The organism is Methylophaga sp. F7 (assembly GCF_056863975.1).
Window position 1 is genome coordinate 1528688 of the sequence record NZ_CM166511.1, and the last position, 23797, is coordinate 1552484.

A 23797-nucleotide genomic window follows, 5' to 3' on the forward strand; every position below is an offset into this window, starting at 1 on the left:
TGTTTCGTTGAATCATCTGAGATAAGGGATTAACAAGATGAACAAAAATAAATTCAGGGTGGTGTTTAACAGAGCACGCGGTTTGATGATGGTGGTTGCAGAAAACGTCGGATGTCATTCTTCGGGAAGTAACCCTATCGTACCAACAACACCTTGCGCTATGGTCCTCGCCACTCTGCGCCCATTGATTTTCTCAATGCTTGTCATCAGTAGTCTGGTAATAATGACAAGCCCAACCTATGCAGACATCATTGCCGATCCAAATGCCCCAGCCAATCAGCAACCGATTGTTAATGAAACAGCAAATGGCTTGCCACTGGTCAATATTCAGACCCCCAGTGCTGCAGGTGTCTCACGTAACACCTATCGCCAGTTCGATGTAAAGTCGAAAGGCGCTATCCTCAATAACAGCAATAAAAATACCCAAACCCAACTTGGCGGCTGGGTTCAAGGCAATCCCTACCTTGCCGGGGGCACAGCTAAAGTAATATTGAATGAAGTTAACAGTCAAAATCCGAGTTTACTGAACGGTTATATTGAAGTGGCCGGTAATCGCGCTCAGGTTGTTATTGCCAATCCGGCAGGTATCAGCTGCAGTGGTTGTGGCTTTATCAATGCGAATCGCGCCACGCTGACGACGGGGAAACCCATCCTGAATAATGGCAATCTGCTTGGTTATCGCGTCGGTGGCGGGAAGATTAACTTTTTAGGGAATGGACTCGATACTTCACAAACTAACTTTACCGACGTGATTTCACGCGCAGTGGATGTGAACGCCGGTATATGGGCTAACAGTCTTAACATTACTACGGGTACGAACCAGGTCAATGTCGATAGTAATGGTCATCAGACCGACGTAAGCAGTATTGCTCCTGATGCAGGAACTGCTGTCCCTGCTTTTGCGGTTGACGTTGCTGCCTTGGGAGGCATGTATGCAGGCAAAATTCACATGGTTGGGACAGAAGCTGGTGTGGGAGTAAATAACGCTAGCGATATTGGCGCAAGCGTTGGCAGTGTCAGTATTACTGCCGACGGGGTGCTACAAAATACCGGCGCTATCAGTGCTAAAAGCAATATCCAGTTGGATGTCGCAGGTCTGGAAAGTGATGGCAGCGTTACAGCAGATGGTGACATTAGCATCAACCTGGCTTCTGATTATATTCACACCAGTGAGCTGCAAGCAGGCGCTAATCTTAACTTACATACCAGTGGTGATATCACCAACCAATCGACCATACTTGCAAGTCAATCGCTAAAAATTAGCGCCAACAACATCGACAATACGGTGAATGGGGAGATAGCTGGCCTTGATACTAATATTACCGCTGCTGACACGATCACAAACCACGGCATGATTGATGGTGTAAATACACTTATCAAAGCAGACAATCTGTTCAACAGTCAAACCGGTAGCATTTTTGGCGATCAAATCGGCATTCAAGTCGCCCAACTTGGCAATGATGCAGAGGCTATGATCGCCGCCCGTGATCAGCTTGATATCGGTGCCGTGAGCATCGAAAATCGCAATGATAGTTTAATATTCAGTGCAGGTGATCTGGCAATCGCTGGTAGTCTGGATGGGGCTAATCAAGCTATTGGAGTAGCAGATTCACTCATCAATGAAGGTGCTACTATCGAGGCATTAGGTAATGCAGCTTTGACCATAGCTGATTTACAAAACTTGAATGCCGAACTCATTACCGAAGTTGTTCAAACTGGAAGCGGTAGTTTTGATCGATTTACACCACGAGGGGCGAGTGTCATTTATGAAACCTCTGACTATCCTGGAGCCCATATTGGTAACGTTCATGTTGAATGGCGTTCAGCAGGGTCATACACATTCCGCGAATACACACGCTATTTAGGTACAAAAAGATTTTACGAAACACAAATCGTATCCTCAGCTCCTGGTCAGATTCTCTCGGGTGGCGATATGTTTATCAGCGGCTCCGTGCTTAATAGTGATAGCCAAATCATCGCGGGTGGCAACCTTGATGTTACTGGGGCCTCAGTACAAAACCTGAATTCAGAAGGCCGGACCACCACAAGCTATAGCGGCACGGCTTATTATTACGATTGGGACGGCAACGACAATGATTACGATGTTGATGTTATAGGCCCTTACAATCCAGCCAATCAAGTCGTGACCTATAACCTTGCCACTACACAATTGGATGGTAATACCGTTCCAGCGGGCAGTGGCACTACAGTTAACTCGGCGGCATTACCGATTGTCACCAGCAACTTATTTCAACCCACACCTGATGTTGCAGCAGATTATCTGATTGAAACCAATCCACGCTTTGCCAATTATCGCTCTTGGTTAAGTTCTGACTACATGCTGCAGCAACTGGCATTCGATCCCGCGACTACGCAAAAGCGTTTGGGGGATGGCTTCTATGAACAACGTCTGGTGCGTGAACAAATAGCCCAACTAACAGGCCGTCGATTCCTTGATGGACACGCTACTGATGAAGCGCAATATCAGGCGTTGATGACATCGGCTCTTACACAGGTGAGTGATTTACAGCTTATTCCGGGTGTGGCACTTTCAGCCGAGCAGATGGCTCAGCTCACCAGCGATATTGTCTGGCTGGTTGAGCAAACAGTCACGCTACCTGATGGAACAGTTAATCAAGCCTTGGTACCTCAGGTGTATATAAGGCCACAGACAGAGGATATGCAGCCGACCACCGGTTTGATGGCAGGCAACACGGTCACCATGAATCTCACTGCGGATGTGACCAATGAGGGGACGATTGCAGGTCGCGACATCGTGGAATTGAATGCTGACAATATCAATAATCTGGGCGGTCAGATTGTGGCTGATTCGACGTTATTAAAAGCGAAAGATGATATCAACAACATGGGCGGTCAAGTCAGAGCAGGAGATGCCATGTTGTTGGAGGCAGGCAATGATATTAATCTTCGGAGCATGACACAAAGCAGCAAACAAAGCGAAGGGGCCAGCAGTTTTAGTCGTACGAATATAGATCGTGTTGCCGGACTGTATCTCAGCAATCCCGATGCCATTCTCATTGCTTCAGCAGGTAATGACGTTAACTTGATGGCGGCCAGTATCGTTAATCAGGGTGAAGGGGGCATCACACAAATTAACGCTGAAGAAAACATCAATCTTGGCACAGTGCAGATTGCCGAACAGAACAGCAGCATTCGTAATGCGAAAAACTATGTAAAACATGGCGGCACGCAGGAGATTGGCAGCGATATTCAAACAACGGGCGATATTAGCTTCAATGCAGGCAATGACGTTAATGCAACTGCCGCTAGCATTACCAGTGAAGCTGGCGCAATCAATGTCACTGCTATGCAAGATATCAACATCATCGAAGGCCGTGAAACCAGCAACTTCGATACGGCACGTAAGGTAAAACGAAGCAGCACCTTCAGCAGTAAAACCAAGATTCAACGAGATGTGTTTAAAGCAGACAACAGCATCAGTAGCACCATTAGTGGTGATACCGTTATGTTAGAAGCTGGTAACGATCTGAATATCCGTGGCAGCAATATCATCAGTGATAATGGCACCGTATTAAACGCTGGAGATAACGTGAATATCACTGCTGCCAAGGATACAGCTTACGAATTTCATATGCGTAAAACCAAAACGAGTGGCCTAAGTACCAGTGGTGCCAGTGTCACCCTGGGTTCCAGCTCACTGAATACAACCCAGACTCACAATAGTACAAAGCAAACTGGCAGCACCGTGGGAAGTGTTGAAGGTGATGTGGCAATAGAAGCAGGCAAGCGCTACACCCAAAAGCCAGTGAGGTTCTAGCCCCGCAAGGCAATATCGATATCAGTGCCCAACAGGTGAATATCCTTGCCGGGCAAAATACCCGTGATACAACCCATGAAACTAAATTCAAACAAAGTGGCTTAACGCTTGCCATTACCAGTCCAGTTATCTCTGCTATTCAAACAGCACAACAAATGACTGAAGCTGCCAGTGATACCTCGGATGGACGTATGAAGGCCTTGGCGGTAGGCGCGACGGCACTAGAAGCTAAAAATGCCTATGATTCCACTCAACAAGCATTATCTGCTGCACCTACAGGCAATGACGTGACGGATGCAGCCAATCAAGCTGGTGGCATTAACCTCAGCCTTTCCATTGGCACTTCTAAGAGTAGCAGTACCTCCACCCAAACCAGCACCAACGTTCAAGGTAGTCAAGTGATGGCTGGAGGAGATGTCACTATCAGCGCCACAGGGGCCGATCACAATTCCGATGTCAATGTGATCGGCAGTACTATCAATGCGGGAGAAAACATCTCAATCAAAGCTGATGATCAAGTCAATCTGATTGCTGCTAAAAACACCGACACACTCAACAGCAAAAATAAAAACAGTAGTGCAAGTGTTGGTATTAGTATTGGCACTAATGGGCTTGCTATCACAGCCAGCGCATCTAAAGGTAAAGGTAAAGCCAATGGCACAGATGTTAGCTGGACAGAAACCATGGTAGAAGCGGGTAACAAAGTTAGCCTGGAAAGCGGCAGCGACACCAACCTTATCGGTGCACAAGTGAGGGGTAATCAAGTAGTGGCCGATGTCGGCAACTCGGGAGAGGGCAATCTCAATATCCAGAGTTTGCAAGATACCAGCACCTACGATAGCAAACAGAAAAGTGCAGGTATCAGTGTCAGCATTCCGATAGGAGCTGGCATGGCTGGCGGTTCGATTAGCTCCAGTCAAAGCAAGATCAAAAGTGATTACGCCAGCGTCAATGAACAAGCGGGTATATTCGCCGGTGATGAAGGCTTTCAAGTCAACGTGGCGGGCAATACTAATCTCAAGGGTGCTGTAATCGCATCTACAGAGCAAGCCATTCAGGACAACAAGAACAATCTGACCACGGAAACACTCACCGTATCAGACATCAGCAATAATGCTGAATACGATGGCAAGGCTACCTCAGCAACCATCGGCGGGGGTATTCAGGCGGGGCTACCACAACTCTCTGGGGCCGGTATAGGAAAAGATAACGATAAAGCAGAAAGCACTTCAATCAGCGCCATCAGTCAGGGTGCATTAACTATCACGGATAATGATAGCCAACAAAACCTCACTGGCGATGATGCTGCCACCACGGTAGCCGTGCTCAATCGGGATGTACATATTAATGAGCAAGGAGAGGCAGTCGATAGCCAAGGAAATTCAACCGCTAATACCATCGCCCCTATCTTTGATGCAGAGAAAGTCGCCAAGGAAATTGAAGCGCAGGTGAAAATCACACAAGAATTTGGCCAGCAAGCCAATAAAGCGGTAGGTGATTACGTGCAGAGCAAGAGACAAATGTTAAATGAACAGCTCAAAAGTGCTGAAACTGAAGAAGCAAAAGCCTCCATCCAAGCACAGCTAAAAGAGTTACGTATCGAAGAACAAGTGATGAACGTGTTGATCGGTGGAGTGACTGGACTTGGGGGAACTGCACTCACCAAGGAAGCGTTGTCAGCGGCAGCTGAGGAGATGCGACGCATCACCATTGAAAACTCTCAGAAGTTTGTAGGCGCGGTAGATGCTTATGGTAATAAGCTGAATAACCTGCTTGATGGCAAAAGCGAAGGCGTGCGTGGAGACGGAATTGGAACAGGCGGTACGCGGGTAGACTTAGATAAATTGTGTGGAACGATGAATGAGCGTTGTGCAATTCAGAAAAATCCAGATGACACGCCAATTCTAGATCAAAATGGCATACCAAAATTAGCCTTGAAAGAAGGCCAAATAATGTTCACAGCTAAGAAAGATGATAAATCCCCTATGAGCTTTGACTATTTCATTACTGAACACCCAGAAGGCAAAAAGATGCCCGGTGCTACTGGTGGTGTTCAGGGTTACATGGGCACTTTATTTGGAACACCCTATAAAGCGGGTAGCTGGCAGGACAAGCTGATTGAAGCTTTTGGTGGAACGCACGACTTTATTGGGGGGCAAGTCACTGGTTTGTATGACGAGCAGGGAAATGCGACGCGTGGCAGAAACGATGCAGAAAAGACATTTCATGAAGCCTGGAGCGCCGTAGCTATTGTACCTTCCACGCCATTTGCAATGGCGGAGTTACTGCCGCCAGATGTCTGGCAAGCAATTTCCATTTTTTTAAGGAATGTAAAATGATATTTCGCATAAAGTTATTTCTTACTGCGGTTCTATGTGCCTTTCTTGCTGCATGTGGTATAGGTGGTTACTGGATGACTGGCGATCCAAGCGTGGGGGTAAATGTTAAACCTTATGGCGCGCATTGGATAAAGGAAGGTATGACTAAAGAGAGCAGGTTAGACGATACGGTAGCGTGCGGAAGCGGAAGAACTGAATATGTACTTTTCTCTGATGACAAAATCCTGGCCGCCAAACGACCTGACGATCCTAATGACATAAAAGCGATGGGACGACTCACTAAAGGATGGGCTGAATGTATGCGAGATAAAGGATATATCTATTTAGAGTACTGCGATGAGAGATGTCAGTACCCATAAACAAAAATTAATATACAAATTCGAGAACGAGAACATTACGGCTGAATCTATGTAATCTGACCCTACACAACACTGGAATAGATCAAACACAAACTTGGCACAAGCAAATTGGTTATCTGACTCAGCAAAACAGCATCATCGCCGCGACGTTATATAGCAATCTGACACTAGTGCTGGATGAAGTCGACGAACAACTGCTCTGAGAAATCAAGGGGTCAGCCAACTTGATTTGGTTTCATTCCGTAAACTGATGTAATAAAGTAGCCAAAACCTTATCGCTACAAGGATGTAACGACATGGCAAGACTTCCTCGATTGGTTCTACCCAGTCAGCCTCTGCAAATCATGCATCGAGGCAATAATCGTCAAAACATATTTGAAAAAGAAGGGGATATGGCTCGTATTCTCCATGATATTGGAGAGTCATTAGATAAAGTCAACTGCCAGCTTCATGCCTATGTCATCATGACAAATCACCTGCATTTACTCTTTTATCCTTGGTCCAGCTATCACCACAATGCACTTGGCGAAGAAGAACAGTTGAAAACAGAGCATCCAATTTATCTTGCGTTGGCAGCTACCAAAGTAGAAAGAGCTACTGGTTATAAATTCATTATGGACAAAACGACGTTAGGGAAAGAAAATCAACAAATTACTGATGCCACTCTTCGGGGATAGGCACTGGGCTATGAAAACTTTCAACATTAGGTCTGCAAGCAAACGGATAGACATGCAGTCTTTGTAGTTGCCCCCACTAAAACGGACACACCTAGCTTGCCACTTTAAGAGCTCGATACTCCCTCGGTGACATCATTTTCAATCCGCTATGCGGATGATAATTGTTGTAGTCCTCAAACCAATCAGACAACTGCGCCATGACGGTTGCCGCATCTGGTCGGTCATTCAAATACACGTAATCACGTTTGAAGGTCTTCACAAACGCCTCAGCCATGCCGTTGCTCTCAGGGCTTCTCACGGGGGTTGTGCATACCTTAAAGCCCAGTGATTTCGCGAACTGCCGAGTGTCATCGGCAATATAGCAACTCCCATTATCGGTCAGCCACTCAACCTGGCGAGGTAGCTCTTGAACATCACCAAACCGCTTTTCAATACTTTCGACCAATACGTCCTGCACCATCAAAGCGTTAATGCCAGTGGTGGTGGCAACATAACTCATGACTTCACGGTCGCAGCAGTCGAGACTAAACACCACTCGGACTTTTTCTTTATTCCAACAGCCGATCTCAAAACCATCTGAGCACCAACGTGTGTTGGAGTGAAGGGTAATAACCTTGCCTTCATGCGCTCGATTATCACCAACACGACCAGTATGCTTCGCTAACAGCAAATTATTCAGTCGCATGATGCGGTAAATCCGCTTTGGATTCACTTTCACAAATGCATGCTCTCCCGATTTTAACTGGCGATTTAAGTGCGCCGTAATACGTCGATAGCCATTGGTTGCACGTTTGTCACACAAATTCTCAATCAGTGGCAACAGCAAGGCATCGTCTGATTTGCTGTAACGTGTCGGACGGCCGGCTTGTCGCCCATTAATCCGTTGGTAAAGATTAGAGCGCGACACACCCAGTGCACTTACGACTCGGATGAGAGGGAATCGTCCGGTGGCAACAATGGCATGCGCGATAGTAACTTTTTTGACTGAGCTATCTCCAGCGCCTCTTTCAGAATTTCCGTTTCCATGGTTTTGCGGCCAAGCAGTTGCTCAAGTTGCTTCACTTTTTTCTGCAACGCTTTGTGCTCAGCTGAGCTGACCACTTCATCACCAGATTGAATTGCCGACATGCCACCGTCTTGCATGAGTTTCTTCCACTTAAACAATAAACTTGGGGTGATGCCGTTTTGTCTGGCCACCAGTGACACCGAATACCCTGGCTGCATACTCATGGCAACAAATTTGGCTTTCTCCTGCGGAGTATAGCGACGACGACGCTGTTCGCCAGTAAAAATTTCAATACGTTCCATAGACACTCCTTAAAGATAGGTCTAAGCCTATCGCTTAATAATTGAGTGTCCGTTTTAAAATGGGGCTATTACAGTCTTAAAACCTCACGGAGGGGATCGGAAAAGTTCGAAATATCAAAATCAAGTTGGCTGCCCCCTTGTTGAGTGATTACCAAAACAAGCTAATCCTTTGAGTCAAGGGCATTTAAGAAGGCCTTTAAACGGAACAAAAACACTTGACTTTGTTTCGTGCCTCAACAAAAGTGTGGCCAACTATTTTTGTCCGCTTAAGGCGGCGTTAGGACAGTTAGGAGAGAGCATGGCGATTCAATTACCCATTGTCGATTTCTCCCCAGAACAACGCGACCTGTGGAAGCGCGTGGTTGATCTGTGGGCATTATCGAAGGGAAGGGAGGAGGGCCAGATTCGCTCCACACTCCATCCCGACTATGTAGGTTGGGACATGAGCGCCCCGCTCCCGCACGACCGAGATGCAGCAGTTCACTCGGTATCCGGTGAATCTCCAGAATTGCGCGAGTACGAACTTCATCCTCTGAGTGTTCAGGTTTACGAGGGCAAAGTGGGGGTCGTTCATTATTCCTACTCCGCGATGGTCGTCCCCAAAAATGCAACGCCCATCAACGTCACCGGCAGATGGAGTGAGGTCTACCTCAAGCAGGGTGGAACATGGACCATGATCTCTGTCAGTGGAAGACCTGATGTATCGAAGGAACGCAATAGTGCGACATCGGCCTAACCACGGCGTGAACTCGGACGGCCAACTGCGCCGCGCTCCGTTGGGTGTCGGTTACGCTGAGCGTTATGATACCAAAAATGAAGATCGTAGCTATTACCGAATATGATAAGTGTCATTCACAACTTAACTCGCCGTAAGATCGGGAAGAAAGTATGAATATTCGTCCAGCAGGTGGAGGTGAATTAGAAGCTCTATTTGAGATACATCGCACGGTATTTTACTCACACATTCATCAGATTTGGGGGGGGGAATGGCAAAAAGCTAATTTCGCGAGTGAGCTCGAATCGTCGACTACATTAGTTGTCTCGATCAATGGCCTCATCGTTGGTTATGTTCAGTTCTGCGTAGATGGCGGGAGGATTTATCTGCAAAATATTGCTCTTATAGCGGACTATCAGAATAAAGGGATTGGCACTCATCTACTTAAGAAACTACAGTCAAAGGCTGCTGCCAACTAAGTACCGCTAGAGCTTAAGGTTTTTCGAACGAATTCACCTGCACTGCGATTCTATGAACGTCTTGGCTTTGAGAAAATATGCCACACAGATACACACATTCAAATGTCTTGGAAAGCGATCTAACCAGTGCTGGAAAGGTACGCTACTAGAGTTAGCTGGTGCAAAATCTAGGGGACGTTCAAGCCATTGCCTGCGCGGTAATTTCAATTGAACGTTGCCGCTTTGTGGTATCAAATATGTCTGAGACGATCATTAATTCGTCGGCTTGCGTTTTCTCGATAAGATTTTGCAAACCGTTTTGAACAGTTTCATGGCTTCCAATGACACTGCAACCCAGCATTTGACCTGCTTGGTCTTTTTCCTGAGGCGACCAGTAGGTTTCTATATCGTCGATAGGTGGCTGCATCAAGCCGCGAGTACCACGAAAGAGGTTAGTGAAGGACATTTGCTGTGATGTTGCGAGGTAGCGAGCTTCCTCATCTGTTTCAGCCGCGATCACATTGACTCCAACCATTGCGTATGGCTTATCCAGTTGTGCCGAGGGTTTGAAATTCATCCGATAAACCTCAAGTGCTTGATAAAGCGCTTGTGGGGCAAAATGCGAGGCGAAGCCGTAAGGCAATCCCAGACTCGCCGCCAGTTGTGCACCGAATAAGCTGGAGCCCAATATCCAGATAGGCACATTACTTCCCGAACCGGGTACTGCCTCTATTTGTTGAGCGGCATCTTTGGGGGCAAGAAAAGCCTGTAATTCCTGCACGTCCTGCGGAAAGTTGTCAGCATTGGCTGGATTTCGACGCAAAGCCCGTAAGGTCATTTGGTCGGTGCCGGGAGCACGGCCCAACCCAAGATCGATACGACCGGGAAATAGCGCTTCCAATGTCCCAAACTGTTCAGCAATTATATATGGCGCATGATTAGGCAGCATGATGCCACCGGATCCCACGCGGATGGTATTTGTCCCAGCAGCGATATGGCCAATGACGATGGAGGTGGCGGCTGTCGTCACCCCAGGCATATTATGATGCTCTGCTACCCATATGCGTTTGTATCCCAGTCGCTCAGCATGCTGCGCATAGGTCCGGGCATCATTAAGAGCCGTTCTGCGATCAGACCCTTCGCGTACACGACCAAGTTCTAGAATGGATAATGGAATCATATGTAACTACACCTTACTTTGTGTTGTTGTCGCTTTCTAGGCTAACTTTTGGCGGCAGGTTTATAAGGCTATCCTTAAAACTTGCACCTAACGATTAAAGATCTATGGCAAGCAAAAATACTCCACGTATAAACTACGAAAATATCTGCGTAAAATGTCTTAAAGCCTATAGTTTGTTTCTAAATCTGATCTTTCGCTCTAAGCAATCTTTCACCTAACCAATATCTAATTTTGTCTACGGTTTAACTTATAAATCCAAGAAATAGTGGCTCACGAGATAATTTCTATTGTGGAGAAGTGGCAAGAAAAGCTGAGCACTAACATGAGTGACAGCTGTCAGAGATGCAAACCCTCAAGTGACAATCAGAAAGTGATCCAAAGTTATGCTCAAAGTGTTGATCTGCAATCGGACAAGCTGCCGATGCAAGTGATTAATCAGCGGTCAAGCAGCTTTTTCCCCACCTTAACAGGAGCCCGATGGTAATGCGACCACACCAGCAAACCGACTCTATGGAAACAATCTCCAATCTCGACAATCTTGCAAAGTGTGTAAGTTACTCGTTTATGGACACGCTCAATGCTGATCCTGATGCGACATCAAACGGAGCCGACCACTATCCCCGTCAAGTCTTCTCAGGCCATTATGTTCCTGTCAGTCCAACGCCACTCGAAGATCCCGAGTACGTGGCGCATAGTAAAAACCTGTTTCGCGAACTGGGCTTTGCCGATAGTTTGGCTCAGTCGGCCGATTTCATGCGAGTGTTCTCCGGCAATCTCGCATACGTTCCAGAGCCGATGCGTAAGGTTGGCTGGGCGAGTGGCTACGCATTGTCCATTTACGGTACAGAATACACCCAGCAATGTCCTTTTCAGACCGGTAACGGATACGGCGATGGTCGTGCTATTTCGGTACTAGAGATCGTCATCAATGGTCATCATTGGGAAATGCAGTTAAAAGGTGGGGGCAGGACGCCATACTGCCGCGGCGCAGATGGACGCGCTGTTTTGCGGTCGAGTGTACGAGAGTTTCTGGCTCAGGAGCACATGCACGCGCTTGGGGTTCCAACCTCACGGTCTCTGAGTCTTTACGTCTCGCAAACTGAAAAAGTAAAGCGTCCGTGGTATTCAGAAGGCTCACATTCTAGAGATCCGGATACGCTTATATTAGAGCCGGCAGCGATCTCGACAAGGGTCGCACCGTCTTTTATTCGGGTTGGCCAAATTGAGCTATTCGGTCGTCGTGCCCGAAAGAATGAACACCCACAAGCAATGGAAGAGCTGGAGCAGATCGTCTTGCACCTCATCGATCGTGAGTATGGAGACGTCATTGACCAAAACCTCAGCACTCCCGAAAAAGTATTGATGCTTGCACGCGAGTTCCGAAACCGACTGACGTCACTTGTTGCGAATTGGATCCGTGTCGGCTATTGCCAGGGTAACTTCAACAGCGACAATTGTGCTGCTGGGGGATTCACACTCGACTACGGTCCATTTGGATTCTGCGAACTGTTTGATCCGTACTACCAGCCATGGACGGGAGGAGGGCAACATTTCGCATTTTTGAATCAACCTGTTGCAGCGGAAAAAAACTTTCACATGTTTTGTACAGCATTGCGTCCATTGCTGACTTCGCATCAGGACAGTCTGCGACAACTCGACGAGATACAAAGCAGCTTCGCATCAGTAATGCAGGTGCAAATGGAGAAAATGTGGGCAGCCAAACTTGGGCTTGATACTTTTAATGAGGAGTTGTTTAGCGAACTGGTATCACTGATGATGCAAACATCAGTTGATTACACCATTTTCTTCCGCGAACTTTCTATGCTGCCGGATGATATTGGTCCACTCAAAAAAGCTTTTATCAGAACCCGACCTATAAGCAAGACCCCGAACGGATAAATAATCGCTGGGCAGAATGGCTCACAAAATGGAAAGCGCTTATCGCTAAGGCCAACACGACAGAGTCTCAGCCGTTTTCTCATGAAGAGCTATCCAACAAGATGAAACGGGTCAATCCAAAATACAGTTTGCGGGAGTGGTTAGTTGTGCCTGCTTATCAGCAAGCGAAGGAGGGGAACTACTCACTCATTCGAGAGCTGCAAGAAGTCATGACAAATCCATACGACGAGCAATCGAAAGACGTAGAGGAGAAATTTTACAGGTTGAAGCCTCACGCTTTTTTTGAGGTTGGCGGGCTATCCTATTACAGCTGCTCTTCCTGATTTTACGAAAACTATCATTAAAGAATAGCTACTGGCACTATCTGCAAAAGCGGTGAGTTCATAAGGGCGAAAATTCGAGCAAAAAGCGCTTTAGTACTGCTTTGCTTCAGGTTAATGCGCTGGTAAAAATGATGTGAGTAATATGATTTTCCTTTAATAACTTGGTTATGGATATGCAAAGATTATTACGGAAAATATTCATCAAAGGTGTAAGAGAACGTTCAGCAGTGAAGGTAGGCTTATCTCAGCACTTTTATAAAATCATCATTATGGTTTCGTTTTTACTCGTATTTCAGCTCGAAATAATTGATCGGTTTTTGTTGAGCTTGTTCTTACCAACATGGGGCGACCTTTTCTTTTTATTTGGCATAACTGCGATTGGAATTATCTTGTATATCGATTTTCAGATGATTAAGTCCAGGATGGAAATGCACATGACTATGAGGCAAGTTCTGCGTTACAGAAGGAGATGTACATAAGTTTAATTGCAAGTCGTTCCGACGCTCATGCGTGGGAACGCAAATACAGAACAGCTAAAATTTCAATTACCATACCCCATATACAAAAAAACGGACCGAAGTCCGTTTTTTTATTTGGCAGAGAAGCAGGGATTCGAAGCTTGGGTAGGCTATAAACCCATGCCGGTTTTAAGATCTGTGAATTCAAACGCTCTTAATCAATGGATTGTGACTACATTGATTTATTTTCGCCTCTCTAGTTGCCACATTAAATGGCTGAAAGGCGTCAAAAAGTAATGGCGATTCAACTCATAATGCAGTTTCACTCGTAACAAAAAATTGTTTCTCCATAGTATCGATATCATCTCGTACGGAAAAAGTATGTCCCAACAATTTGGGGGGATCATAAGTTAAATTGAACGAGGTTCTGTTCGAATGCAAAATTCGTTGATAAAAATCTGTGGATAAAAATATGACTAGAGAGGTTTCTGTGTTCCGTGAAATATATGAATCAATTATAGATATTAATGGTAAAAGAGATTTGTCCATAATTCTTCCTTTTATGTAAGGACTAACGGTAGCCGAGCGGCACGATCTCGCTGTGATTAAGCCTAATAGGACACAAGGATTTTCGCCGGTCTTGTATGGAGCATGCGGGTAGGGATTAGGTCGCCAATACACTACGCATCTTAAGTAAAAGTAGCTCTCCACTGTGTTCATCGCGCTGAGCTGAGACCTGCCATACCTTGTTCACTGCCATGCGGATTAATCTGCTAGAGATCTCGCTCCTGATGTTAGCCAGCAATGCGCTGACCGTCTGTGCGTCAACGTACATCGCTATTACTTTATCTCGGCATTTGGCTATTAAGGCAACGTTTTGAGTGCTTGGCACATATCTAAATACATGGGCCGCTGTAAGCAGTTTCTAACAAAGTGGTAGGAATGACATTGTTTAGAACAACGAGATGTTGATGTGGAGTGGCGGAGACAGAATTTGGAGTTGTCAGTATAAAAGGGTTGCATAGACACGAGGATGTAGCCTGAAACAATTTCTAAATACAGAACAGCTAAAATCGCAATTACCAAACCTTAGATACAAAAAAACGGACCGAAGTCCGTTAGTTTGTTTTGGCGGAGGGACAGGGATTCGAACCCTGGGTAGGCTATAAACCCACGCCGGTTTTCAAGACCGGTGCATTCAACCGCTCTGCCATCCCTCCAAGACGCGGCATATTACTAGGAATGACTTGTTCTGACAACAGTGAAAGCGAAATTTATATTGCTATTGCCATTTAGAACTTATCCGGTAGGATGATGTCCATTGGATGAACTACCTATCATCAATACTTTACTGAGTAATGGAGAAATAAACTGATGAATTACGATACTCAATCAACAGTTGTGCGTTCGCGCGAATCTGCGCTGCAAACCAACAAGTTATTGCGTAACACCTATGTATTACTGGCGATGACGCTTGGCTTCAGTGCGCTTACCGCTGGGGTGTCAATGGTGTTTAACCTGCCGCATCCAGGCATTATTATTACCTTGATCGGCTACTTCGGTCTGTTGTTCCTGACAGCTAAACTGCGCAACAGCGTTTGGGGTATTGCCTCTGTATTTGCGCTGACCGGTTTTATGGGCCTGACACTGGGACCAATCGTTAACGCTTACCTGGGATTACCCAATGGTCCGCAGATTGTTATGCAGGCTCTGGGCGCAACCGGGATTGTCTTTTTAGGCTTATCTGCTTACGCGATTAAATCTGAAAAAGACTTCAGCTTTATGGGTGGCTTCCTGTTTGTCGGTATCCTGGTAGCTTTCCTGGCGGGACTGGCAGCATTCTTCTTTAACATGCCTGGTCTGTCGCTGGCGGTTTCTGCAATGTTCGTGCTGTTGATGTCTGGTCTGATTCTGTATGAAACCAGCAACATCATTCACGGTGGCGAAACAAACTACATCATGGCGACTGTGACCTTGTATGTCAGTATCTACAACCTGTTTACCAGCCTGTTGCATTTAATCGGTGCCTTCTCTGGCAACGATTGATTCAGCAATCAATAAGATTGATTCATTCAAGCCCCTGAAAAGGGGCTTGTTTGTATCTGGAGCAATGCAATGAAAAAGAATCTCGGCAATATTGATAGAACGTTACGTATCATAATCGGTCTGTTTATAATAGCGATAGCATTGTATTACCAAAGTTGGTGGGCCTTGCTGGGATTGGGACTACTGATTAACGGATTAAGCGGTCGCTGTGGTGGCTATGCCTTGTTTGGCTTTTCCACTGCAAAAGATTCTTGTGACATTTCTCATAAAGAGCGTAGCTAGCGCATAATAGACATTATGACGGATAACCAAACACAATTAATCGATAACTTCGGACGGCGCGTGTCGTATGTACGGATATCGATCACTGATCGTTGTGATTTCCGTTGCGTGTATTGCATGGATGAAGAGATGACTTTCATGCCACGCGAACAGTTGCTGACGCTGGAAGAGATTGCCTTTCTGGTAAAAGCTTTTTGTGAACTCGGGGTGGAAAAAGTCCGCATCACCGGTGGCGAACCTTTAGTACGTCGCAACGTCGATTGGTTAATAGAGCAAATTGGCGCGTTAAAGCACACCACATCGCTTAAAGAGCTGAACTTAACCACCAACGGCTCCCAGTTACCCAAGTACGCTGAAAAGCTCGCTGCAGCCGGTATGGATCGCATTAACATCAGTCTGGACTCCTTGAATGCCGAACGTTTCCGTGAATTAACCCGTACTGGCGAATTAACTCAGGTACTGGACGGGATTGATGCTGCCAAACAAGCGGGCTTTAAACGCATCAAATTGAATGCGGTCATCATGAAAGGCCGTAACGATGATGAGATTGTCGATCTGGCTCAGTTTGCTATCGATAATGATCTGGATATTTCCTATATCGAAGAAATGCCATTGGGGCAGGTAACGCACAGTCGTAATGAAAGCTATTGCAGTAGTGATGAAGTGCTGGCCACATTACAAAAGCATTTTGATTTGCAAAGCAGTATTGCCAATACCGGTGGACCATCACGTTATTACCAGGTTGCTGGCAGCAACAGCAAAATCGGCTTCATATCGCCTCACAGTCATAATTTCTGTGAAAGCTGTAATCGGGTCAGGGTGACTACGGAAGGTCGTTTACTATTATGTCTGGGGCAGGAACATTCGATGGACTTGCGCGATATTATTCGCCGCCATCCTGGTGATCTCGATAAACTCAAACAGGCCATTATTCAGTCAATGGATATCAAGCCAAAAGGCCATGACTTTAATATCAAAGAACAACCGATTATTTTCCGTCATATGAGTGTTACCGGTGGCTAGATATCAGCCGGAAATGACCAATCAGGGCATCAACCGCCTGCATACCACTACCGTTTTAGATGAATTTGGCGAAGCCCGTGAAGTGTCATTAACCGGCGAACGGCCACTGACGATTTATCTGGATAATCGCGAGATTGTTACTTTGATGACGCTTGGTGGTCAGCCAGAGCTACTGACACTTGGTTATTTGCGCAATCAGGGATTGGTTGATGAAATCAGCCATATCAAATCCATTCAGGTGGATTGGGACGTTGATGCTGTTGCGGTGACGACCCATCAGCAGAAAAATAATCTTGATTCGCTTATGTCCCGACGAATTGCGACCAGTGGTTGCGGGCAGGGCACCATGTTTGGTCATGTAATGGATTCGTTGGCTGAACTGAAACTGCAATGTCCCCAGTTCAGTGCCCAGTCAATTTACGATGTTTTGCATGCCCTGAACGAATATAACGAAATGTATAAACAGGCCGGTGCAGTACATGGCTGTGCGCTTTGCCAGGGAAATGATGTATTAAGCTTTGTGGAGGATGTTGGCCGGCATAATGCTGTCGATGCGATTTCCGGCTGGATGTGGCTCAACGATGTCAAAGGTAATGACAAGGTGTTCTATACCACCGGGCGTTTAACATCTGAGATGGTGATTAAGGTCGCACAGATGCAGGTGCCTTTACTCTTATCACGTAGTGGTGTCACAGAAATGGGGCTTAGCATTGCACAGGATATTGGTATTGGCATGGTCGCTCGCGCCAAAGGTAAACATTTTCTGGTGTATACCGGTCAGGAACAGTTTCAAACCGCCACATCATTAAGTTCTGCCGGATAATATGGAAATACTGACTGCTGTACCTTCTGATATCCCTGAGTTGTGCCGGTTACTCGACACCTTGTTTAGTCAGGAAACCGAATTTAAACCAGACGCAGAGATGCAAGCTTTAGGATTGGGAGCGATTATTGAAGGCGACGGTATCGGCGATATTCTGGTCGCAAAAGATGCCGGGCAGATTGTATGCATGGTGAATTTGTTGTACACCATTTCGACAGCGCTGGGTAGCCGGGTGGCGATTCTTGAAGATATGGTGGTAGCTCCTCAAAGCCGGGGTCTTGGCATTGGGTCAGCGTTATTGAAATATGCGATTGATTTTGCCAGACAGAAAGGCTGTAAACGCATTACCTTGTTAACCGATAACGATAATGAAGCTGCCCATCGTTTTTATGAACAACACGGTTTTATCGAATCATCCATGTTGGCATTTAGGCTGTCTTTAGACGTTTAAAATCAATAGATTATGGATTAATCTTCATTCTTTTTATCAGATAATTTTGCCTTATCCCATAAGGCGTCAAGCTCATCTAATGAAGCCGTTTGTAATGATTTTCCCTGCTGAATTATCTGCGTTTCAATAAATTGAAAACGGCTGAGAAATTTCTGATTACATTGCTCTATAGCTTGTTCAGGATCGACATCCAAATGCCTGGCAAGATTGGTAATAGCAAATAATAAATCGCCAATTTCTTCCTGTAGTTTCTTTGGATCGGCATCATCCAGTTCAGCAGCAACCTCATCCAGTTCTTCATGAATCTTGGCAATCACGCCATCAATATGCGGCCAGTCAAAGCCAACAGTGGCAGCCGTTTTTTGCAATTCAACAGCATAACGTAATGCGGGAAGCTGTTTGTCAGCAGCATTAAGCAGGGAAGTCTTATCCATTAATCGCCCCGGGTGAATTTAATAATATGGCGACGATCCCGTTTACTGGGGCGGCCTTTTTGATCACGGAAACCTAACGGCTCATTTTTGATTTGTTCACGTAACAGTTCACGTTTATCCCGACTTTCAGCTGTTTCCTGATAAAGCAATTGGGCTTCACTGGCCGGTCGACGTTGTTTTTGCAGGCCTAAGACATCAATGACGTATTCATACGGTGGTTGCGAAATGGTTAATTGATCCCCTGGACGGATGGTTCGGCTGGGTTTAGCCCGTTGACCATTTGCATGCACTTTACCGCCATTAATAGCCTCAACGGCCAGGCTACGGGTCTTGTAAAACCGCGCAGCCCAAAGCCATTTGTCCAGCCGTTGATTTTCCTGACTTTCGGTTTCGGCTTTCGCCATCAAGCCTTACCTTGCAATTGTAATAAGATACCTTCGTTTTCCAACGTTGATGTGTCCTGGGTGATTTCTTCGCCCTTGGCAATCGTACGGAGTAAACGACGCATAATTTTACCGCTGCGAGTTTTAGGCAGATTGTCTGAATAACGAATTTCATCCGGCTTGGCGATAGGTCCGATTTGTTCGGCTACCCAGGCACGTAATTCATTGGTTATTGCTTCGTCTTCTCCACCTTCAGGTCGTTCACCTTTTAACACGACATAGGCAAATACGGATTCACCTTTAATATCATGCGGTTTACCGACGACGGCAGCCTCAGCAACCGCCTCATGCGCTACTAAAGCTGATTCAATTTCCATGGTGCCAAGTCGGTGACCTGAAACATTTAACACATCATCAATCCGCCCCATGATCCAGAAGTAACCTTCTTCATCCTGACGAGCACTGTCACCGGCAAGATAATATTTACCATCGAAATAGGGCCAGTAGGTGTCTTTATAACGTTGGTCATCGCCCCAGATAGTCTGGATCATGGAAGGCCATGGTTTACGGATCACCAGGAAACCACCTTGATTTGGACCAAGCGCTTCACCTTGTTCATTGACCACTGCTGCATCAATGCCGGGCAGTGCACGAGTACATGAACCCGGTTTTGTGACAGTAACGGATGGAACTGGGGCAATCATATGAGCACCGGTTTCGGTTTGCCACCAGGTATCCACGATTGGGCAACGTTCCTGACCAATAACACGGTGATACCACATCCATGCTTCCGGATTGATCGGTTCGCCAACGGTACCTAATAACCGTAAATGGGAAAGATCATAACGCTGTGGAATTTCATCACCCGCTTTCATCAAAGCGCGAATCGCTGTTGGAGCAGTATAGAAAATAGTGACATGGTGACGGGCGCAAACATCCCAGAAACGTCCAGCATCCGGAACGGTAGGTACACCTTCATAAATGATCATTGTGGCACCCACGGCCAGCGGTCCGTATGCAACATAGGTATGACCGGTGATCCAGCCAACATCTGCAGTACACCAGAAGACGTCTTTTTCCTGAATATCAAACACCCAACGCATGGTGGTAATGGCATTCAGCAAGTAACCAGCTGACGAGTGTTGAATACCTTTTGGTTTACCGGTTGAGCCTGAGGTATAAAGTAAAAATAATGGATCCGCGGCATTCATCGGTTCGGGTTCACATTCTGCTGTTTGATCCTGTTCAGCATCATGCCACCAGATATCACGACCCTCCTGCATCGAGATATCATTCTTGCAACGTTGAAAAACGATGACTGTTTCAACACTTTCGCAGCCTTTGCTTAATGCCTGGTCTGCTGTGTTTTTCAGCGGGATGATTTTGCCGCCGCGATGCCCGCCGTCAGCGGTAATCACCAGTTTTGCCTGGGTATCTTCTATACGATCTTTTAATGCTTCAGCGGAGAAACCACCAAATACCACTGAATGAATGGCGCCAATTCGGGCACAAGCCTGCATGGCCACAACCGCTTCGGTGATCATCGGCATATAAATAATGACCCGATCGCCTTTTTTAATGCCTTGTTTTTTCAGAGCGTTGGCAAATACGCAGACTTTCTCATGCAGCATGCGATAGGTGATGTGTTGTACATCACCGGGTTCACCTTCAAAGATGATGGCGGTTTTTTCAGCGTTATCTTTTAGCTGTCTATCAAGACAGTTATAGGAAACATTCAATTGACCATCGGCAAACCATTTATAAAAAGGAGCGTTGCTGTCATCCAGCGTTTTAGTAAAGGGTTTGATCCAGTCGAGTTCCTGTTTCGCCAAATCACCCCAGAAAGACTCATGATCCTCAGCTGCTTTGGCATAAAGCGCATCAAGCTTTTTAGGGTTTAAAGCGGAGTCTTTGTAAAAACTTTCGCAAGGTGGAAAGTGCCGGTTTTCATGAAGAGTTGATTCAATATTATTCTGAGCCATAAATACCTTACCTTATTATTCTCTCTTTTTGAGTATAGTACGCTGTCAACGTTAAATGTAGTGAACATCCAATAAAAAACTCTCCCGAAAGCACTGCTTAGGGGAGAGTTAGTTTGATTACTGGTGAGCTTTAGAAGAAACCGAGAGGGCTGGTGCTGTAACTGACTAACAGGTTTTTAGTTTGTTGGTAATGTTCCAGAGCAATTTTATGAGTTTCGCGACCCACACCTGATTTCTTGTAACCACCAAACGCAGCATGAGCTGGATAATGATGGTAGCAGTTGGTCCATACACGACCGGCCTGAATTGCACGTCCCATACGGTAAGCCAGGTTCATATCACGGGTCCATAAACCAGCACCCAGACCAAATTCGGTGTCGTTGGCAATTTCCAGTGCTTCAGCTTCATCTTTAAAGGTGGTCACTGAGACCACAGGGCCAAAGATTTCTTCCTGGAAAATACGCATTTTGTTAGTGCCTTTCATCAACGTTGGTTCGATATAGAAACCTTTATTGAATTCATCACCAAGTTGGGCGATACCACCACCCATTAATAATTGAGCACCTTCCTGTTTACCAATTTCAACATAGCTGAGGATTTTATCGAACTGTTCCTGCGATGCCTGGGCGCCTACCTGAGTTTCAGTATCCAGTGGATTACCACGTTTGATCATTTTGGCGCGTTCCATGACCACAGCAATGAATTCGTCGTAGATGCTTTCCTGAATAACCGCACGGGAAGGGCAGGTACAGACTTCACCCTGGTTGAAGAACGCCAGCACCAGACCTTCAGCGCATTTATTAATGTAATCCTGCTCTTGCTGCATGATGTCTTCAAAGAAAACGTTTGGTGATTTACCACCCAGTTCAACTGTTGAAGGAATAATGTTTTCAGCAGCGTATTTCATGATCAATGAGCCAACTGGCGTTGAACCTGTGAATGCGATTTTGGCGATACGTTTGCTGGTACCGAGTGCCTGACCTGCTTCACGACCAAACCCATTGACGATATTTAACGTTCCGGCTGGCAGTAAATCGGCGATTAATTCTGCAAGAATCAAAATAGAGACAGGTGTTTGTTCTGCGGGTTTCATGACTACGCAGTTACCGGCTGCCAGTGCTGGAGCAAGTTTCCAAGCTGCCATTAACAGTGGGAAGTTCCACGGAATAATTTGACCGACAACACCGAGAGGTTCATGGAAATGATAGGCCACTGTGTTTTCATCAATCTCACCCATGGTGCCTTCCTGGGCACGCAGACAACCAGCAAAATAGCGGAAGTGGTCAGCCGCTAAAGGAATATCGGCATTCAGGGTTTCTCGAACAGCTTTACCGTTATCCCAGGTTTCGGCCACAGCCAGTTTTTCAAGGTTTGCTTCAATACGATCAGCAATTTTCAACAGGATATTGCTGCGATCTTGAACTGAGGTTTTACCCCATGCTTCGCGTGCTTTATGGGCCGCATCTAGCGCTAATTCAATGTCTGCTTCACCCGAGCGAGGTATTTCACAAATAACTTCGCCGGTGACGGGAGTAATATTATTAAAGTATTCGCCTTTAACAGGGGCTACCCATTCGCCGCCGATAAAATTTTCATAGCGTGATTTAAATGAAATCACCGACTCTGGTGTACCTGGTTTTGCGTAAATCATAATTCTCTCTCTCTTGTTGTTTTGATATTTGCAAATGTTCAGCATAAGACCTGTAGTGGATAAACTACTTGACTCATATTCCCAATTACTTGACTGTCAGTCCACAAGTGACAAAAAAATTACCACAATGTTCTATAAGCTTGCTATTTTTATTTATGAAAAATTCCCAAATGAGTTCGGCATCAATTTCATCGCTATACTTTCCTATCACTTGACTAATCCTAAACATCAGCTACACAATCCAACATTATTCATGAAGGTCAAACTATGAGCCTGAATACATTCCCAACAAGTGGTCGGCACGAAAATCGTCAGTTGCTTATAGAAAATAAAGTAACGTTTAACGGACCGGAGACCGAGCTGAGCATTTACGATACTTATCGGAGCTCAACGGGCGTAGCGCTTAATGCTGATCATTTATTGTATTGCGGGATGGTGAGTGGTCGTAAAGTCATGCATGATCACTACAATGCTTCAGGTGAATTGTTTGTTCCCCACGAATCTTACGTTATGCCGCCTGGTGAGCATGTTGAGATTGATTTTCCTGATGCCAATGAGCAGCAACCGACCACTTGTCTGACTATCGAGATTTCCCGTGAACGCATTGAAGCGATTTCCAGCCGAATGCGTGATTTAGTCAAAACGGATGTGCCGGAATATAACTGGGAATATAAACCACGTATCATTCATAAACATCACACCCAGGATACGCAGCATTTACTGGAAAAAATGGTGTCTTTTTATATCCGAAATGATCCGGATAAAGAAATGATGGTTGATCTTGGTGTTTCAGAGCTGGTGATCAGATTGCTTCGCGAGCAGGGACGTGAAGTATTACTGAGTTATTGTAAACAAGCTCCCGATACCAGCGGGATCACGGCTGTACTGCATACCCTTGAACAAAACCTCACTCAGCCACTTGATATTGATCAACTCTGCCGTCAGGCCTGCATGAGTCGAAGTCGTTTGTATGTAGAGTTCAAGAAACAACTGGGATGTACTCCGGGTGAGTTTCATCAGCAGGTACGATTGAAATCAGCCGCTGATGCGATACGAGGTGGTCAAAGTATCACTGAGGCTTGTTATAACTACGGTTTTAATGATCTGAGTCACTTCAGTCGACGCTTCAGTCATTTTTTTGGTTGTTCGCCGAGTGCTTTTCGAAAAGAAAATCTGCCAGACCCAACTGATTAGGGATTGTTGATCT

20 protein-coding genes and 1 tRNA gene are annotated in these 23797 nt (G+C 45.9%); 14 read left to right on the top strand and 7 right to left on the bottom strand.

Annotation, left to right across the window (positions count from 1 at the left end):
- Positions 1 to 37 precede the first annotated feature (37 nt).
- The 4 genes from AC08OG_RS07890 (at position 38) to AC08OG_RS07905 (ending at position 7174) form a co-directional block, all read left to right on the top strand.
- Positions 38 to 3799, top strand: coding sequence for a two-partner secretion domain-containing protein (locus AC08OG_RS07890; RefSeq protein ID WP_482929250.1), 3762 nt, complete (start codon positions 38 to 40; stop codon positions 3797 to 3799).
- A 35-nt stretch (positions 3800 to 3834) separates the two neighbouring features.
- Complete coding sequence (locus AC08OG_RS07895; RefSeq protein WP_482929251.1) at positions 3835 to 6138, top strand: hemagglutinin repeat-containing protein; 2304 nt, start codon at positions 3835 to 3837, stop codon at positions 6136 to 6138.
- Positions 6135 to 6497, top strand: a complete 363-nt coding sequence (locus tag AC08OG_RS07900) for a hypothetical protein (protein WP_482929252.1) — start codon at positions 6135 to 6137, stop codon at positions 6495 to 6497. The genes AC08OG_RS07895 and AC08OG_RS07900 overlap by 4 nt, the downstream gene beginning before the upstream one ends.
- Positions 6498 to 6793: 296 nt before the next feature.
- A complete protein-coding gene (locus tag AC08OG_RS07905; protein WP_482929253.1) occupies positions 6794 to 7174 on the top strand; it encodes a transposase in 381 nt (126 codons plus the stop codon).
- A gap of 91 nt (positions 7175 to 7265) precedes the next feature.
- On the opposite strand, the gene AC08OG_RS07910 is transcribed toward AC08OG_RS07905, so the two are convergent.
- A protein-coding gene (locus AC08OG_RS07910) for an IS3 family transposase (RefSeq protein ID WP_414673534.1) occupies positions 7266 to 8482 on the bottom strand; the annotation gives its coding sequence in 2 pieces (ribosomal slippage) (positions 7266 to 8167 and positions 8167 to 8482; 1218 coding nt in all).
- 298 nt (positions 8483 to 8780) lie between these two features.
- Here AC08OG_RS07910 and AC08OG_RS07915 point away from each other — a divergent pair.
- Genes AC08OG_RS07915 through AC08OG_RS07925 form a run of 3 tightly spaced genes read left to right on the top strand, consistent with a single transcriptional unit; the run spans position 8781 to position 9676 of the window.
- Complete coding sequence (locus tag AC08OG_RS07915; protein ID WP_482929254.1) at positions 8781 to 9218, top strand: nuclear transport factor 2 family protein; 438 nt, start codon at positions 8781 to 8783, stop codon at positions 9216 to 9218.
- Positions 9202 to 9324 (top strand): hypothetical protein, encoded by a 123-nt coding sequence (locus AC08OG_RS07920; RefSeq protein ID WP_482929255.1) that lies wholly within the window; start codon positions 9202 to 9204, stop codon positions 9322 to 9324. Before AC08OG_RS07915 ends, AC08OG_RS07920 begins: the two co-directional genes overlap by 17 nt.
- Before the next feature lie 46 nt (positions 9325 to 9370).
- Complete coding sequence (locus AC08OG_RS07925; protein ID WP_482929256.1) at positions 9371 to 9676, top strand: GNAT family N-acetyltransferase; 306 nt, start codon at positions 9371 to 9373, stop codon at positions 9674 to 9676.
- A 178-nt stretch (positions 9677 to 9854) separates the two neighbouring features.
- Here AC08OG_RS07925 and AC08OG_RS07930 read toward each other — a convergent pair whose 3' ends face one another.
- The gene (locus tag AC08OG_RS07930) at positions 9855 to 10835 is read right to left on the bottom strand and encodes an LLM class flavin-dependent oxidoreductase (RefSeq protein ID WP_482929257.1); all 981 of its coding nucleotides are present in this window, start codon (positions 10833 to 10835) and stop codon (positions 9855 to 9857) included.
- Positions 10836 to 11345: 510 nt separating this feature from the next.
- On the opposite strand from AC08OG_RS07930, the gene AC08OG_RS07935 reads away from it, so the two are divergent.
- On the top strand, positions 11346 to 12734 hold the full coding sequence (locus AC08OG_RS07935) for a protein adenylyltransferase SelO family protein (RefSeq protein WP_482929258.1): 1389 nt from the start codon (positions 11346 to 11348) through the stop codon (positions 12732 to 12734).
- A 1910-nt stretch (positions 12735 to 14644) separates the two neighbouring features.
- Here the strand turns inward: AC08OG_RS07935 and AC08OG_RS07940 are convergent.
- Positions 14645 to 14735: transfer RNA gene (locus tag AC08OG_RS07940), tRNA-Ser, on the bottom strand.
- A gap of 154 nt (positions 14736 to 14889) precedes the next feature.
- Here AC08OG_RS07940 and AC08OG_RS07945 point away from each other — a divergent pair.
- The 5 genes from AC08OG_RS07945 to AC08OG_RS07965 all read left to right on the top strand — a co-directional run bounded on the left by AC08OG_RS07945 (position 14890) and on the right by AC08OG_RS07965 (position 18140).
- Positions 14890 to 15561 (top strand): Bax inhibitor-1/YccA family protein, encoded by a 672-nt coding sequence (locus AC08OG_RS07945; RefSeq protein ID WP_292356904.1) that lies wholly within the window; start codon positions 14890 to 14892, stop codon positions 15559 to 15561.
- A gap of 69 nt (positions 15562 to 15630) precedes the next feature.
- Positions 15631 to 15843: a YgaP-like transmembrane domain gene (locus AC08OG_RS07950; RefSeq protein ID WP_482929259.1), complete on the top strand. Its 213-nt coding sequence runs from the start codon at positions 15631 to 15633 to the stop codon at positions 15841 to 15843.
- A 15-nt stretch (positions 15844 to 15858) separates the two neighbouring features.
- Positions 15859 to 16866 (top strand): GTP 3',8-cyclase MoaA, encoded by a 1008-nt coding sequence (gene moaA, locus AC08OG_RS07955; protein ID WP_292356900.1) that lies wholly within the window; start codon positions 15859 to 15861, stop codon positions 16864 to 16866.
- A complete protein-coding gene (locus AC08OG_RS07960) occupies positions 16859 to 17689 on the top strand; it encodes a formate dehydrogenase accessory sulfurtransferase FdhD (protein ID WP_482929260.1) in 831 nt (276 codons plus the stop codon). Before moaA ends, AC08OG_RS07960 begins: the two co-directional genes overlap by 8 nt.
- Before the next feature lies 1 nt (position 17690).
- Positions 17691 to 18140 (top strand): GNAT family N-acetyltransferase, encoded by a 450-nt coding sequence (locus AC08OG_RS07965; RefSeq protein WP_482929261.1) that lies wholly within the window; start codon positions 17691 to 17693, stop codon positions 18138 to 18140.
- 17 nt (positions 18141 to 18157) lie between these two features.
- On the opposite strand, the gene AC08OG_RS07970 is transcribed toward AC08OG_RS07965, so the two are convergent.
- From AC08OG_RS07970 to exaC, 4 genes are all read right to left on the bottom strand, one after another.
- The gene (locus tag AC08OG_RS07970) at positions 18158 to 18574 is read right to left on the bottom strand and encodes a MazG nucleotide pyrophosphohydrolase domain-containing protein (protein ID WP_482929262.1); all 417 of its coding nucleotides are present in this window, start codon (positions 18572 to 18574) and stop codon (positions 18158 to 18160) included.
- Positions 18574 to 18978 carry an RNA-binding S4 domain-containing protein gene (locus AC08OG_RS07975; RefSeq protein ID WP_292398794.1) on the bottom strand — a complete coding sequence of 135 codons (405 nt, stop codon included), beginning with the start codon at positions 18976 to 18978 and terminating at the stop codon, positions 18574 to 18576. The genes AC08OG_RS07970 and AC08OG_RS07975 overlap by 1 nt, the downstream gene beginning before the upstream one ends.
- The gene (gene acs / locus AC08OG_RS07980) at positions 18978 to 20939 is read right to left on the bottom strand and encodes an acetate--CoA ligase (RefSeq protein WP_482929263.1); all 1962 of its coding nucleotides are present in this window, start codon (positions 20937 to 20939) and stop codon (positions 18978 to 18980) included. Before acs ends, AC08OG_RS07975 begins: the two co-directional genes overlap by 1 nt.
- A 130-nt stretch (positions 20940 to 21069) precedes the next feature.
- Positions 21070 to 22590 carry an acetaldehyde dehydrogenase ExaC gene (exaC, locus tag AC08OG_RS07985; protein WP_292356888.1) on the bottom strand — a complete coding sequence of 507 codons (1521 nt, stop codon included), beginning with the start codon at positions 22588 to 22590 and terminating at the stop codon, positions 21070 to 21072.
- A 267-nt stretch (positions 22591 to 22857) separates the two neighbouring features.
- On the opposite strand from exaC, the gene AC08OG_RS07990 reads away from it, so the two are divergent.
- Positions 22858 to 23784 (top strand): helix-turn-helix domain-containing protein, encoded by a 927-nt coding sequence (locus AC08OG_RS07990; RefSeq protein ID WP_482929264.1) that lies wholly within the window; start codon positions 22858 to 22860, stop codon positions 23782 to 23784.
- Positions 23785 to 23797: the final 13 nt, after the last annotated feature.